General features: G+C 63.5%; 20 protein-coding genes and 1 pseudogene. All 21 read right to left on the bottom strand.

Annotated elements, in window-relative coordinates:
- Positions 1–13: 13 nt before the first annotated feature.
- The 21 genes and pseudogenes from NVV77_RS03860 to NVV77_RS03760 all read right to left on the bottom strand — a co-directional run bounded on the left by NVV77_RS03860 (position 14) and on the right by NVV77_RS03760 (position 13,857).
- A complete protein-coding gene (locus NVV77_RS03860; RefSeq protein WP_295410921.1) occupies positions 14–436 on the bottom strand; it encodes an NlpC/P60 family protein in 423 nt (140 codons plus the stop codon).
- Positions 433–1,323, bottom strand: coding sequence for a DUF2163 domain-containing protein (locus NVV77_RS03855; protein ID WP_295410919.1), 891 nt, complete (start codon positions 1,321–1,323; stop codon positions 433–435). The genes NVV77_RS03860 and NVV77_RS03855 overlap by 4 nt, the downstream gene beginning before the upstream one ends.
- On the bottom strand, positions 1,320–1,940 hold the full coding sequence (locus NVV77_RS03850; protein WP_295410917.1) for a DUF2460 domain-containing protein: 621 nt from the start codon (positions 1,938–1,940) through the stop codon (positions 1,320–1,322). The genes NVV77_RS03855 and NVV77_RS03850 overlap by 4 nt, the downstream gene beginning before the upstream one ends.
- Position 1,941: 1 nt before the next feature.
- A complete protein-coding gene (locus NVV77_RS03845; protein WP_295410915.1) occupies positions 1,942–2,481 on the bottom strand; it encodes a phage tail tape measure protein in 540 nt (179 codons plus the stop codon).
- The gene (locus NVV77_RS03840) at positions 2,471–2,662 is read right to left on the bottom strand and encodes a rcc01693 family protein (protein WP_295410913.1); all 192 of its coding nucleotides are present in this window, start codon (positions 2,660–2,662) and stop codon (positions 2,471–2,473) included. Before NVV77_RS03840 ends, NVV77_RS03845 begins: the two co-directional genes overlap by 11 nt.
- Entirely contained in the window at positions 2,659–2,973 is a 315-nt protein-coding gene (locus NVV77_RS03835) for a gene transfer agent family protein (protein WP_295410911.1), read from the bottom strand. The genes NVV77_RS03840 and NVV77_RS03835 overlap by 4 nt, the downstream gene beginning before the upstream one ends.
- A 10-nt stretch (positions 2,974–2,983) precedes the next feature.
- Positions 2,984–3,397 carry a phage major tail protein, TP901-1 family gene (locus tag NVV77_RS03830; protein ID WP_295410909.1) on the bottom strand — a complete coding sequence of 138 codons (414 nt, stop codon included), beginning with the start codon at positions 3,395–3,397 and terminating at the stop codon, positions 2,984–2,986.
- Positions 3,398–3,556: 159 nt separating this feature from the next.
- Positions 3,557–3,952 (bottom strand): DUF3168 domain-containing protein, encoded by a 396-nt coding sequence (locus tag NVV77_RS03825; RefSeq protein ID WP_295410907.1) that lies wholly within the window; start codon positions 3,950–3,952, stop codon positions 3,557–3,559.
- On the bottom strand, positions 3,949–4,290 hold the full coding sequence (locus NVV77_RS03820) for a phage head closure protein (RefSeq protein WP_295410905.1): 342 nt from the start codon (positions 4,288–4,290) through the stop codon (positions 3,949–3,951). Before NVV77_RS03820 ends, NVV77_RS03825 begins: the two co-directional genes overlap by 4 nt.
- Complete coding sequence (locus NVV77_RS03815) at positions 4,287–4,853, bottom strand: phage head-tail connector protein (RefSeq protein ID WP_295410903.1); 567 nt, start codon at positions 4,851–4,853, stop codon at positions 4,287–4,289. Before NVV77_RS03815 ends, NVV77_RS03820 begins: the two co-directional genes overlap by 4 nt.
- A gap of 261 nt (positions 4,854–5,114) precedes the next feature.
- Positions 5,115–6,334: pseudogene (locus tag NVV77_RS03810) on the bottom strand (phage major capsid protein).
- Positions 6,335–6,346: 12 nt separating this feature from the next.
- Complete coding sequence (locus NVV77_RS03805) at positions 6,347–6,823, bottom strand: HK97 family phage prohead protease (protein WP_295410901.1); 477 nt, start codon at positions 6,821–6,823, stop codon at positions 6,347–6,349.
- Between the two features lie 131 nt (positions 6,824–6,954).
- Positions 6,955–7,146 carry a hypothetical protein gene (locus tag NVV77_RS03800; RefSeq protein ID WP_035086605.1) on the bottom strand — a complete coding sequence of 64 codons (192 nt, stop codon included), beginning with the start codon at positions 7,144–7,146 and terminating at the stop codon, positions 6,955–6,957.
- Positions 7,147–7,209: 63 nt separating this feature from the next.
- Positions 7,210–7,542: a hypothetical protein gene (locus NVV77_RS03795; protein WP_295410899.1), complete on the bottom strand. Its 333-nt coding sequence runs from the start codon at positions 7,540–7,542 to the stop codon at positions 7,210–7,212.
- A gap of 83 nt (positions 7,543–7,625) precedes the next feature.
- A complete protein-coding gene (locus tag NVV77_RS03790; protein ID WP_295410897.1) occupies positions 7,626–7,970 on the bottom strand; it encodes a hypothetical protein in 345 nt (114 codons plus the stop codon).
- Positions 7,971–8,068: 98 nt separating this feature from the next.
- On the bottom strand, positions 8,069–9,229 hold the full coding sequence (locus tag NVV77_RS03785; protein ID WP_295410895.1) for a phage portal protein: 1,161 nt from the start codon (positions 9,227–9,229) through the stop codon (positions 8,069–8,071).
- A 26-nt stretch (positions 9,230–9,255) separates the two neighbouring features.
- The gene (locus NVV77_RS03780) at positions 9,256–10,500 is read right to left on the bottom strand and encodes a terminase family protein (RefSeq protein ID WP_295410893.1); all 1,245 of its coding nucleotides are present in this window, start codon (positions 10,498–10,500) and stop codon (positions 9,256–9,258) included.
- Positions 10,501–10,524: 24 nt separating this feature from the next.
- Positions 10,525–10,929, bottom strand: coding sequence for a hypothetical protein (locus tag NVV77_RS03775; RefSeq protein ID WP_295410891.1), 405 nt, complete (start codon positions 10,927–10,929; stop codon positions 10,525–10,527).
- Positions 10,930–11,036: 107 nt separating this feature from the next.
- Positions 11,037–12,296 carry an Hsp70 family protein gene (locus NVV77_RS03770; RefSeq protein WP_295410889.1) on the bottom strand — a complete coding sequence of 420 codons (1,260 nt, stop codon included), beginning with the start codon at positions 12,294–12,296 and terminating at the stop codon, positions 11,037–11,039.
- 311 nt (positions 12,297–12,607) lie between these two features.
- Positions 12,608–13,141, bottom strand: coding sequence for a diguanylate cyclase (locus NVV77_RS03765; RefSeq protein WP_295410887.1), 534 nt, complete (start codon positions 13,139–13,141; stop codon positions 12,608–12,610).
- Between the two features lie 260 nt (positions 13,142–13,401).
- Entirely contained in the window at positions 13,402–13,857 is a 456-nt protein-coding gene (locus NVV77_RS03760; RefSeq protein WP_295410885.1) for a YcgN family cysteine cluster protein, read from the bottom strand.
- Positions 13,858–13,899: the final 42 nt, after the last annotated feature.

Genomic DNA, 13,899 nt, shown 5'->3' with positions numbered 1-13,899 from the left:
TCACAAGGGAAGTTCAGCGATCCGGAAACCAGAACCGCCCGCTCACCCGCTTCGCCCAGCCATCGGTCAGATAAGCCTCAACCACGCCAAGCTTTTCCTGCGCATGAATGAAGCGGTCTTCGGACACCATGATCCCGCAATGCTTCGGCTCTTCGAGCCCCGCCAGCCGAAACAGCACCACCTGCCCCGCTCCAAGAGCCCCCTCCGCCGGCAGCAAAAACCGCTCCGACGCCGCGCGTAGCGCCCCGGCATTTTCGGGATCGCGAATACTCGCCCGATAGGGCGGCGGCGCCATGGGTTCATCCCCATAAAGCGCCCGCCACACCCCGCGCAGCAGCCCCAGACAATCGCACCCCGCCCCCAGCGTCGAAGCCCGGTGCCGATAGGGCGTGCCCAGCCATTCCCGCGCCGCCGCGACCACCAGTTCGGCGTTCATGGAACCACCGCCCGACCATCCAGCGCATCGCCCTCGCGCGGATAGCGCAGCACATAGTCGCTGCCCGGCACATGCGGAAAACCGCGAAAATTGACCCCATTCCCGAACTTGGCCTTGCAGGTCGAAAACCGCCGATCACACCCCGCCGTCACGGCAAACACGTCGCCCGCAACGACCCAATCGCCTACCCGCTGCCCAAAGCCCAGGAGATCGCCGCCCGCCCCCTTGCGATGCGTCAGCACCGCATCCTTCAATCCCACCCGCTTGCCGCCCGACCACTGCGCAACACCAAAGGCAAACCAGTCCTCGGCAAAACCCGAAAGCCCGCTAACCAGCACCCGAAACGGATCGACCACCGACACAACCGTCGCGATCCCCGACCGCCCTGGCGCCGCAAGGTTCACGCCACAGCGCGCATCCCCCACCACGGCATCGCAAAGTCCCTGATAGAGCCGCCCGCGCACCGAGTTCAGCGCTTCCTGCGCCGAGCGCAACTCCGCCCGAAACGTGCCATCCTCGCGCACGATCTCGCCGATCGTATCCACGCGCAGCAACAGGTTCTGGCTCGGCTCCGCCCAGTTCACCAGCCAGGTTTCTACGCGCGCGCCATCATAACGCCCGAGCGCAATATCCTCGTCGTCAATGGCATCATGGTGCAAAATACCGAGCACTTCACCGGTCTCGACCTGCGCCCCCAGCCGCGCCGGCACCTCGCCGCCCTCTAGCCCATGCATGGGCCTGCAAGCCGTCCCCGAAACCACCAGCTCGACATCGTGATCGGTAAACCCAAGCACCACGCCATCGCCGCGCAGCACCCGCCAGCAATGCGCCAGCGTCGTCTCGCTCCCCGCCAGATGCGCCGCCAATCCCGCCCCAATCGTCTTCATGGCAAGATCTCCACCAGCGGAATACTTGGCGCCTCGGCACCATCAAAACTCGACCACTCGATATCGAGCCGATCCGTATCGAACCGCACCGGCACATCGAACAGAAATCCCGCGCTCACCGCCGCCCCGGCAGCCGGCGCCACGGCAAAACTGACGACGCCAGTGGTAACATCCACCGTCCAACCGCTCGTCCGCTCGCCCCCGGCCACAGCCACGCGCACCGAGCCCGCAACAGGCTTCCTGATCAGCCGAAAATAGGGATCGAACGCCGCCCCATAGCGCTTCAGCAGCTGAAAGCCGGTCTTAACCCCATCACCGGTCCCAATCGCCTGGTCCCCCGGCAACGGCACCGCGCCATCCGAAGAATGGTCGATCCCATCACGCCACAAAAACCCATGCAGCCGCCCGCGTCTTTCCTCGAAAAACGCCAATACCGCCTGCATGTCCGCCCGCGATTTCACCCCATAGCCGGCATTGTAGTGCCGTCGCGAATGCGCCCAACGTCCATTGCGCTGCTCGCCCCCGCCGGCAAGTGTGACAACATCGGTCTTGCGCTCCGGCCCACCCCGCGCGCCAAGCGCGATATCGAGCGGAAACCGCACATGATGAAAGGCCATCTCAGCTCCCCCGCGTTCCCCTGCGCACCGCCCGCAACAACATCGCGCTCATTTCCGCCTCGCTCGCCGCAAAGCTGCGCGCATCCGTCGCCGTCACATTGAACGTTACATGGACTCCGCCCCCACCACCGGCGACACCGAGCCGACCATCGGACCCGCGCGCCAGCGGCATGATCGCCTCCGGCCCCGCCTCGCCCGCCAGCCCCACATTGTTGCCCAGCGGAAAATAGGTCGGCGTCGCAATCACACCGCCCTTGGCATGCGGAATGATCGAGGGATTGAGTCCAGCAAAAAGGCCTTCCAGCGCGTTGCCGGCCAGCGTCTCCAGCGGCTTGAACGCCGCCTTCAGCGCCATATCGGCAAAAGCCCGCCCCACGCCAACGATCACCGACTCCAGCGATTTGCCGTCCGTCAGCGCGCTGCGAAAGCCCGACGAAATCGACCGCGCTACCCCATCCGCCAGCGAATGGATACGCTTGATCTCGACCGACACATCGCTCAGCTCGCTCCTGAAATCGTCGTCAAAGAGATCACCGGCCATCTGGAAACCTCGCCATCAAAGCCTCGAGCCCCTGCCGATCCAGCGGCCCGGCCTTGTCGCCCACCACCGCACCCCAGGCCGCCGCCAGTTCACGCGGGCTCATCCTCCAGAAAGCCTCGGGCGGAAGTTTCAGCACGCCAAGCCCGAATTGCATGGCATCGCGCCAGGGGAAGGGTTTCATGCCGCCTCCCCAAACGTCGCCTGCAACAACCGCACGGCAATATCGGCCACCCCGCGCAATCCGCCCTCGACGCTCATCTGCGCCAGTTGATCATTGGAAATGGCATTGCCACCTCCGCGCAGCCCCGCGCCAATGATCGCCGTCAGATCCCGCGCCGAAACTTTTCCGCCGGCAAAGCGCTCGGCCAACCCCGCCAGATCGCCAACGCCAAGCCGTGCCTCCAACTCCGCCAACGCCCCCAGCGTCAGGCAAAGCACCCTCGTCTCGCCCCCGATTTCGGCGGCGATTTCTCCACGATGAATGTTGGGCATTTTTGTCTCGCTAGATCGCCACAAACGTCACTTCCCCGGCGCTTTCCAGCGCCAGGTCAAACGTCACTTCCCCGGCGTGGTCAGCCGAAAATTCCAGCGCCACGATCTGGAATGGTCCCTCCACCGTGCCGAAATGCGGCAGGATCAGCTGCCAGTTCCGGATGGTGCCGGCAAAGAAAAGGCTCCGAATGAGCCCATCCGAAGCCTGATCCTTGAACACCCCCGAGCCCGAAACCGAAGCCCGCTTCACCCCACCGCCCGCTAAAAGTTCGCGCCAGCGCCCCGCGCTTTCCTGGTCCGTCGTGTCGACGCTCGCCGCGTTGAACGCCAGGCTGCGCGTCCGCAGCCCCGCCACCGTCAAGAAACTCCCCGACCCCGTCTGGTCGAGCTTTAGAAGCATATCCTTGCCACTCTGGGCTGCCATTTTTTGTCCTCAAGTTCGAGTTCTTGGGCACCCCACCCCAACCCTCCCCGTCAAGGGGAGGGTGCCGATCGAGTGTGAGGCAGTTTCCTTCCCCAATCGCGGATCCGGCACCTCCCCCTTGACGGGGGAGGTTGGGAGGGGGTGTGTGAGCCCCGATGCCTATTCGGTAAGAAACCGCAGCAAAACCGCCGCCCGCGCCTGCCCCGTGGCAGCGTCGATAACCGTCTCGGTCCGCACATGCTCGGCCAGCGACACCACCAGCCCCGCCGGCACCAAGCCCGTCCGCGCCGCTGTAACCCGCTCGGCAATCGCCAGCGCCGCCTTGCGGCTCGGGCGATCGGCCCAGCAATGCACCAGCACCCGATGCTCCTGGCCCGGCGTGCCATCGCCATCGACTTGCCTGATGTCGTGCCGGTCGATCACCACATAGGGCGCCGGCCTATTCTGCGGCGGCGCGTCGAAAACTCCTGACGCCCCCACCAGCGCGGTAAGCGCCGCATCCCCTTCCAGCGCCGCAACCAGCGCCGCCTGCAAAGCCACAATCGGATGGGTCATCCCGTCACCTGCGTCTCGCTGCAGGTGCAGGAGAGGTACGCCCGCCGCCCATTCAAATCCGCCGCGCTCACCACATCGAGATTGCGCCCGCGATAGACCACACGATCACCCGGCCCCAAATCAGGCCGAAACCGCAGCACCACTGCATGCGAGATGGCCACGGCCCGCCCATCGGCATTGGTCCCCTGCCGCCCGGTCAGGCTGCGCACCCGCGCCCAGGCATTGCCCAACGGCACGTAGATCCGCCCATGCCCGCCCTCCGCCTCAGCCACGCTTTCGCGCCGCCTCAATTGCACCCGATCGGTTAGCGTCCCGATGGGCGGAATCTTCTCGCTCACAGCCGCACCCGCTTGTGCGCCGCCACCAGCCGATCAAATCCCGAAGGCACGACCGAACCGGCCCCCGCCACGATCACCGCATCGCGATGCTCATGCCAATGCGCCACCAGCCCTAGCAGTGCCTGCCGCAAATCCGCCGGCACCTCCTCTGGCTCGGTACCAAACCCGGCGACATAGTCGATCTCGATCCCCTGCCGCTCCTGCAGCGCCGGCATGCCGACCACGACGCGCGGCACGATCAGCCGGTCCGGTTCCGAACCAAACTGATCGAGCGCAATGTCATGGCTCGCCCCATTGCCATCCGTCGCCGAAATTTCCGTCACCGCAATCAGGGGTGAAACCGGCAGCTTCACCACCCGGTTTTCCGGCCAATCATCGAGCACCACCCGCCAGCTCTGCGCCAACAGCGCCTTGCCCGTAGTACCTTCGATGTGCAGCCGGGCCGCCGAGATCAGCGTCGTGATCAGCCCGTCTTCCGCCGCATCATCGACCTTGAGGAAAGCCTTCGCTTCGACAAGCGAAACCGGCTCCTCGGCGGGCCCCGCCAGGAGATAGGAGGTCATTGTTTTGGTCCTTGAATTTGTTGCAGCGCAAAGCGCCTAGGCGCCCACCGGCTGTCACCCCGGCGAAGGCCGGGGCCCATCCCGAGATGTGTGGAGGTGGCGCAATCTCAAGATGGATCCCGGCCTTCGCCGGGATGACATCGCATGTATGTTGCGGTCAGTTTTCCCCATAACCACGGCGTCATCCCCGCGAAAGCGGGGATCTCTGTTTCAGCCAGGAAGAGATTCCCGCTTACGCGGGAATGACGTGGTGATTGGCCCTCACGAGGTACCGAACTTCAGCAGCTTGATCGCATCGTAGTCCGCCACGCCGCCGCCAACGCGCTTGGTCGTATAGAACAGCACATACGGCTTGCTCGAATAGGGATCACGCAACACGTTCACCCCCTGGCGATCAACAATCAGATAGCCCCTGCGGAAATCGCCAAACGCCACCGAAAGCGAGTTCGCCCCAATGTTCGGCATGTCCTCCGCCTCGACCAGCGGAAAGCCCATGAAACTGGCGCGACCGTCCGCCGTCACCGAAGGCTGCCAGAGATAATTGCCGTCAGAGTCCTTGAGCTTGCGCAGCGCCCCTGCGTCTTGCGGTTCATCACCCAGTTGGCATTCTGGCGATAGCCGGCCTTGAGCGCATAGACGAGATCGATCAGCACATCGCTGCCATTGCTCGCTGGCAGCGCGCCCGAAGTCCCCGTCGCCACATAGCCTAGGTTCCCCCAGCTCCAGCTACTCTCTGCCACCGTCGTCGAAGCCAGAAAGCCCTTGGGCTTGTTGGTGCCATCGCCGGTCACAAAAGCCGTCGTCTCCTGCGCCGCAAAGGCTGCATTGACCTCGTCGGCAATCCACTGGCCAACGTCCACAGCCGCATCGTCGAGAAAGGCCGTGGTCGCTGCCGGCATGGCATAGAGCTCGGTCGTCGGATAGCTCAGCTCGGCCAGTGTCTGGCTCGTGGTGGTCGGACGGCTCGCGGCCTCGCCCACCCAGCCAGTCTGCGGCCCGCTCACCGTGATCGGGCGCTTGTAGACCGACGCCGAAACCTGGCGCACGCCGGCAATGGCGCGGATCGGCGAAATGCCCGTCATCAGGCGGGTGATTTCCGTCTCGACCTCAGCCGGCACCACATAACCGCCATCGGCCCCGACACCCACCTGCAGCGCCTTCTCCTCGCCGCGCTTCACATAGGCCGAAAAGGCCTCCTTATATTCGCCATTGGGAAAGGCACCCTTGCCCTCGAGCGCCGGGCGCGCGCGCTCGGCACTGACGCGATCAAGCGCCGCCTTGTGCCCATCGAGCACGGCATTGAGCCGCTCGAGCTTGCCTTCGATCAGGCCATCGGCCGTGCCGCGTTTTTCGATATCCTTCAGGCGCTGGTCATTGGTGCGCTTGAATTCCTCGAACGCGGAGGAAAATTCACTGAACAGCGCGGCAACATCAGTCCCCGCGCCGGCCTTGGTCTCAAGGCCGTCGTCAATCCGATCCATGTCGGCATCCTTCTATCGGTTACGGATAGTCCTCGTGGCAGCCGCAATGGCGGCGCCGGCCGAAACGGGGGCGGCAATCCGCGCCGCCTCCATCATCGGAAAGGTCACGATCGAAATTTCATAAAGATCGATCTCGTGCAGCAGCCGGTTCCCCGCCTGCCGGCTGGCTTTCACCGTGCGAAAGCCGATGGACAGCCCATCGAGCGCTTCAGCCTCGATCAGGCGTTTAAGCGCATCCGCCCGCGGCACGCCCGGCACCAGTTTCCCACGCGCAAACAGCCCATGAGAATCCTCGCGCAGCTCCTCCCAAAAGCCCACCGGCTCCTTGGGATCGTGCTGAAACAACAGCCGAATGCGCCCCGCGCGGCTCTTCAGGCTCTTCGCAAACGCCCCCGGCAAAACAATATCGCCGCCGCTATCGAGCCGGTTGAACACACTGGCATAGCCGGCAAAGCGCCCATCGGCATCGACGGGAATTGGCCCCGCCATCAGCGTTTGCTCCCCGCCCTGCCCTGCGGCTTGGCCACGGGCCTCCCCTTGTCAGCCAGGGTCCCCGCCAGGTTCCAGGCAAATTGCCGAAACGTCTGTTTCGCCGTTTCTCGGCTCTCTTTGTCCGCCATTCAGTCGTCCCCCTTGCGAAACAGCCTGTTCAAAGAGGCAATTTCGGTCACGAAATCATTGAAGCGTTTATTGGCCGAAGCCATTTCCTTGAGGCTCCAGACCAAGAGCGCACTCGCCCCGCTCGCCCACAGAAACAGCGCCAGATGCGCGAGATCCCCGCGCTCGATAATGGTCTTGGTGAGGTCGTCCATCGCGGTCCTCCTGGGCAACAAAAAAGCCCGCCGGAGGCGGGCTTGGGTATTCACTGGTTCGCATCACTCTTCGACGGCCCTAAGCCTCTGCATTTGCTCCACAAACGCCTCAGTTCCAGGAAGCAAACGGGTTTCAAAATACCCTTTGTGAGAGAGGATGAGGTGAATTTCATCCTCAGTCAGCCTCGTATCCGGATATTCCGGCTTCGAGCGAATCCTGCGGTCGAGCGCGATGGCGACTTCGCGTTGCTCAGGCGGCAGCGCGGCCGTCGATACGATCGTGCATGAGCCACCATCAGGTGTCCAAGTGGCTTCGCCATCTCGGCCAAATTTCGCTCTAGACTGCGACGTCATATGCCGCGCCGAAAAACTGTTCTCGTCGGCCTCATAGACCAAAAGCAGCTTTGGCTGTCCACCGCCAGCGATGCCATAGATGATGTCGCCTACCTTTATTGCGTCTAGAGCCTGCCTCCGAGACATCATCGAGCAACTGGCCCGATGGAGAGCAGCCCAAACGCTTCGCTTGCGACATCGACCAAATACAGTTCGTCATCCCGCCAGTCGAATTTTGGCATGAACAGAAATTCCGGAGCACCCTTTGGCTGCGCGAGGGCCCACATCGCGTTCAGACTGTGAGGCGAAACGGAGTCCGCAGAATAGCCAGGGCGAAAGCCCACAACCGTTGTGCCATCAGGCTCCACGAAACTCGAGACAAAGGTCAGCGCAAATGCATCACCGATGACCCTTGGTGTAAACATCACCACATGCCGATCGAGGATTTCGGCAGCTCTAACCGTGGCGGAGATATTTGTTATTCGCTGCATCGAAGGTTCCACTGGATGGCGGGCCTAGACCATCAACAAACAGATCTTCGATGCATCTACTCCGGGCGTCAATTGCGGTCGGTACTACGCTCCGACGTTTATCCTGTTACCCCAACCATCTCCCTCTTCTCAGCATCACTGAGAAAATCCGCTCCGCTTACCCGCGCCCAGAGCGCCGTGCGGTCCTCCGCCAGCGCTTCGACCTCGTCAAAATCCGGCACCACTTCCGCACCTTCAAACACCGGCCCCAGCCACAGGCTCAATTCCTGGCTCACCCGCACGACCAGCGGCACCAGCGTCTGGCGCCACAGCGCCCGATTGGCCTCGGCCAAATTCGCATAGGTATTGTCGCCGGGAATGCCGAGCAGCATGGGCGGCACCCCGAAGGCCAGCGCAATATCGCGCGCCGCCGCATGCCGCGCTTCAATAAAGTCCATCTCGCGCGGGCTCATGGCAATGGCCTTCCAGTCGATCCCGCCATCGAGCACCATGGGCCGCCCGGCATTGGCGGCACCGGAAAAATTCTCCTCCAGCTCTTCCTTGAGCCGCCGGAACTGCTCTTCCGTCAGCGTGCCGCCGCCGGCCGAATAGACCAGCGCCCCGCTCGGCCGCGCCGCATTATCGAGCAGCGCCTTGTTCCACTGCGCCGAGGCATTGTGAATATCGAGGCTGGTCTGCGCCGCCTCGAGCGGCCCCATGCCATAATGATCGTCCATGGGGTGAAACAGGGCCATGTGCAGAATGCCCGGCAGCGGCGCGCTCTCCTGCGAAATCCGCACGGTCTTCCCGCCCGCCGTATAGTCATAGGCCACCGGCCAGCCATCGCCCCCGGCCACCACCCGCATACGATCGGGTCGCAACACGAACAGCGCCTTCACCCCACCGTCGACGATCCCGGCCTGCAAATAGGCGTTCCCCGCAGTCTGCAGATAGGCATAAACCGCCTCCAGCATTTCCGCGCCCGATTGCCGCCCATTGGGCCTTTGCAACAGGCTCTTCAGCGGATGCTCGCTGACCACCTTGCCATCAACCCGCACCGTGAGCGGCACCCGGTTCGCCGTCTCGGCAATCAGTCGCACGCAGCGATAAACCACCGGATTGCGCATAAACCCCTGGCTGACAAGGCTCCCATAACCCCGCCCGCTCCACTGCGCCGGCCCCAATGCGCTCAGCGTCATCAGCGTGTGCCCGGCAAAATTCTTGGTTTCGCTGGGCGTGTTCGTCCGTCCGCCGAAAAGGCGGTTCATCCAGTTCGGCATTGTTTTGATCCTTGTCTATTCGCGGCCTAGACCCAGCGCACGCGGGGCCCTGCGCCCTTCAGCAGCAATTCCGTCAGCGCCCAGACCAGCGCATCCACCCGGTCCGGCGAATGCCCATCGGCCTTGCCATCCGGCCCAAAGGCGCAGAGCTCATCCTCCAGCGCCGTCAGCCCCGCCACATGCCCCACAAGCCCGCGCCCATAGAGCGCGGCCACCGGCTCGGCCCTGAGCCATTTGCCCCGGTTCGCCCGCACCGGCACCACCGGCACAGAGGCATCCACCTGCTCAATCAGGTTCCGCACCAGATCCCCGCCCTGATTGACCTCAACCACAATGGCATCCGCCGCATGCGCCTCAAACGCCGCCACCGCCCGTCGCGCCCAGGTCAGCGGCGCCACGCCCTTCAGCGTCGCGTCCTCCAGCACCACCGCGCCTTCGCCACTCCGCCCGGCCACCACAATCCCGCAGGCATCCGACCGCGCCGTCCCCGTCACCGGCGGGTCAACCGCCACGAGGATGCGACCCGTCACCGGCCCGCCCTCGTGAAACATGCCCCGCTGCCAAAGCGCGTCAGGCCGATCCTCGATCAGCTCGCCATCCAGCTCCTGCCGCCCCAACACCGTGCCGCGATAACGCGCCACCACGGCATCGAGAAATTGCGGCGCCAGTTGCGCCTTGTTCTCTGCGGTCGTCATCCGCACCGTCACCGTATGCGGGTCGGCCAGCAGCCGCTTGATCAGCCGCGTCGGCCGCGGCGTTGTTGTCACCAATTGCCGGGGTCTGTCCCCCAGCCGCAGCCCGAACTGCAACTGGTCGAACGCGTCTTCGGCATGAGGCCATTTGCCGGCCTCATCACACCAGGCTGCGGCAAATTGAGGCCCGCGAAACCGCTCCGGGTCCGAGGCCGTCATGATCCAGGCCTCAACCCCATTGGGCCAGATCAGCCTGTTGCCACCGCGCAGGATCGGCCTGTCATCATCGGGATGCACGGCAATGATGCCGCTCTCGCCCCGCACCATGATGCTCAGCGCCTCGGTCATGGTTTCACCCACCAGAGCGATGGGTGTCACCCTGTCGCGCGCCAGTTCGCGCACCCATTCCGCCCCGGCCCGCGTCTTGCCCGAGCCGCGCCCGCCCATCAGCAGCCAGGTCGTCCAATCCCCCGCCGGCGGCAATTGTTTCGGCAAGGCCCAGCGTTTCCATTCGAAATAGCGCTTCTCGACCACATCGTCATCGAGAGCGGCGACTTGGCGTTCCTCGGCACTTGCCATTCCGTACCGCTCCGCTGGTTTCCGTCACCGCGCCTTGAACTGCTCCATGCGCTTGACGAGCTTCGCCCGCAGGTCCGTCATATCCTTGCGGCTCGCCGGCTCGACATTGGGCTTGGCCGCGCCAAGCTCGATCAGCTTGTCGAGCGTCTTCACTTGCGTAGCCAAGACATTGGCCTGTTTGTCGATCGGCTCGTTCACCGCCGCCTCCAGTTTTCTGATCTGCTTGTCGAGCACCTTGAGCATGCGCGCCACGAGGTCGGCCTGTTTGGGCACCCTCGCCCGTGCGCTCAGCCAGCCCTCCATTTCGCGGCGATAGCGCAGTTGCGCGACGCTGATCCCATGCCGCCGACAGATCACTGTCGGCAGGAACTGGCGGCCCTCATATTCTTCGCGAATGGAGGCCCAATCGGGCACCGCTATCTCGCTCATGCCCGCCTCCTGCTCTGTCGAAACCCAATTGTTCGACTATGCCTGAAGACTAGCAGATCACCGTGACGCGGGGATTAGTTGGATAAGCTGGATAGTTTGGGTCTGCTTCAGGCGCCGAAAACGCGCCTCGATTCCATGGCCAGGCCCAGCCCGACCGAGCCCAGCACGTCGGTGCGCACCACTTCCGCCTCGGGAAACAGCGCCTGCAGCCGCCCGGCCACCGCCGGCACCAGCGTCGAGCCACCAGTCAGAATCAAACTGTCGACCGCTTCTGCGCCAACGCCCGCCCGCCGCAGCGTTTCAACAATGGTCGCCTCAAGCCGCCGGATCGAATCCGCCAGCGCCTGTCCCAGTTCTGCTGCCGTAATCGGGGTCGAAATCTCGCGGTCGCGCACCGGAAACACAAATTGCGTCTCATCCGCGTCGGAGAGCGCGATCTTGGCCTCTTCCACCCGCCCGATCAGCCTGTGCCCCAGTCGTTCCTCGACCAGCATCACCATGGTTTCCACCAGATCCGGCTCAGAGGCTTCCCGCACCGTCGAACGCAGGTCGCGCATGGCCTTGGCGTCATAGAGCCGATTGATCCGGTGCCAGGTCGAGAGATCGACATAGGGCGCGACAGGCAGGTACCGCTTCTTGTCGCGCGTTTCCGTGCCCAGCCCCAATTCCGGCATCACCTTGGCCATGGCCAGCAACCGGTCAAAATCGGTACCGCCGATATGCACACCGGCTGTCGACAGAATATCGCCGCTGCGATCCGCCAGCCCGCTACGTTCGGGCGAAACCCGCACCACCGAAAAGTCCGAGGTACCGCCGCCAAGGTCGACGATCAGCGCCAGTTTTTCGCCCGTCACCTGCCGCTCATAGTCGAGCGCCGCGGCAATCGGTTCGAACTGAAAGGCAATGTCCTTAAAACCCTGGGCGCGCACGGCCGCCTCAAGCTGCCCCTGCGCCTCGGCATCGGCCACCGGGTCGTCATCGACGAAATGCACCGGCCGGCCCATCACCACCTGGGTCAGTTCCCCGCCGAGCTCCGCCTCGGCCCGCCGCTTCAATTCGCCGACAAAGCTGCCGATAATCTCACCAAAGCCCAGCCGCCGCGCTTTCACGCGCGTCGTATCGCCAAAGAGCGCCGTGCCCAACACGCTCTTGAGCGAGCGCATCAACCGCCCATCGGCGCCCGACACATATTCGGCCACCGCGGCACGCCCAAAATAGAGCTGGTCGTCCTCAAAATTGAAAAAGAGCACGCTCGGAATAGTCCGGCTGCCGCCCTCCAGCGCCAGAAGGTCCGGATGCCCATCGGCGCCGACGCGTCCGAGGGTCGAATTCGAAGTGCCGAAATCGAGGCCACAGCCAAGCGCCATTTTGAGCCGTCCATATCTGGGGAAGGCGCGGCAAGCGCGCAGGGACGGCCCCTATAAGGGGTTGGGGAGGCGTTGGCAACTTCGAACCGTCCCGCAGGGCAAATCGCTCCAGTGGAGCGATTTGAGGAGAGAAGGCCATGAGAGCTATGCTCGAATGGCGGCAGACCACCACCCCACCCGTTCCGGCGTCATCGCCGGGCTTGTCCCGGCAATCCATCTCGCCTCCGCTGGGGACTACCGGGACACGCCCGGTGGTAACGACCACGGATAAATCTTGGATGAGCTCGACCGCGAGAGGCGTTCCGGCTCCCTTAGGCCGCCACTTCCCGCTTATCGCTAAGACGCATATCGGCAATTTCCAGCCGCGCCAGTCCGCGGCGCTGTGCCTTGCGCAGGGCGCTCTTGGCGGTATCGAGCACATCCTTGTCAAAAGGCGGCACAGGATTGACTACGGCCAGCCCCGCACCCAGCGTCACCGCCCCGGCGTGGCTTTCCTTGTTGACCAGACCCTCGCGGCGCACCGCCTGGTTGATCTTGTTGGCGAGATCGCGCCCCATCAGCATGGGCATATCGGGCAGAACCAGCAGGAAGCCGCTCTGCCCCAGGCGCAGGCAGCAGTCTTCGTCGCGCTTCAACAGCGAAGCGATCACCCGTTCCAGCGTCTCGAGGCAGTCTTCCGCCGCATCGCGGCCATAGGCGGCGAGATATTCGCCAAAGCAGTCGATTTCGAGAGCCACGACACAGAGCGAGACATTGCGTTCCGCCGCGAGCATCCAGGCTCTTTGCAGCTCTTCCTCGATCGGACGAGCCGCCGAATGCCGCTTGGGAGAGCCTGCCGACGACATTGGTCGCCGCGCATCCCGCCTCTCCGCGTGACGCCCGAGCAGAGATCTAACCTTCTGCCACAGCCCGTCTTTTTTGGAAAGCTTCGGTCATGCTCATTATGCCCGCCCCCGGCGCAGTCTTTTTGCTGCCCGATCTGGTCACACTATAGTTAATGAGAAGTTACCATCATTAATGATTTGGCAAGATGTCGTTTTGCTTGGCGGCAAATCAATTGTCACACGACATCTCTTGTGTGACAAATTCGACTCAACAAGGAGCGCTACAGGTGCTCTGGCGGCTCCCATTCCGGCCATTCTACCGCGTGCTCTTCCCACTCTTCCGGGTCGACTTCGGTCTCGAGGAACGTCCGGCCCGACACCGAAACCCCGACATCGATCACCGTCTGCGGATCGCCTGAAACCAGCGGATGCCACCAGGCGAGCCCCTTGCCCTCGGCCAGCCGGCGATAGGCGCAGGTCGTGGGGATCCATTTGATCTCGGTCACATTCTGCGGCGTCAGCTTGATGCAGTCGGGCACGATCTTTTGCCGGTTGGGATAGTCGGTGCAGGTGCACTTGTCCCCGTCGAGCAACTGGCAGCGCACATCCGACGTAATCAGTGTGCCCGTATCCTCGTCCTCGAGCTTGATCAGGCAGCAGCGCCCGCAGCCGTCGCAGAGTGCTTCCCACTCCGTCGCGGTCATTTGATCAAGCGTTTTTTCTTCCCAGAAGGACATTGGCAAGGTCGTCTCGTTTATCCTGTTGCCGGTTTGCGCTTG

The organism is Devosia sp. (genome assembly GCF_024707125.1).
In the GTDB taxonomy this organism is placed as follows: domain Bacteria; phylum Pseudomonadota; class Alphaproteobacteria; order Rhizobiales; family Devosiaceae; genus Devosia.
The sequence above is the reverse complement of the archived record's forward strand: the minus strand, read 5'-3'. Positions and strand labels throughout refer to the sequence as shown.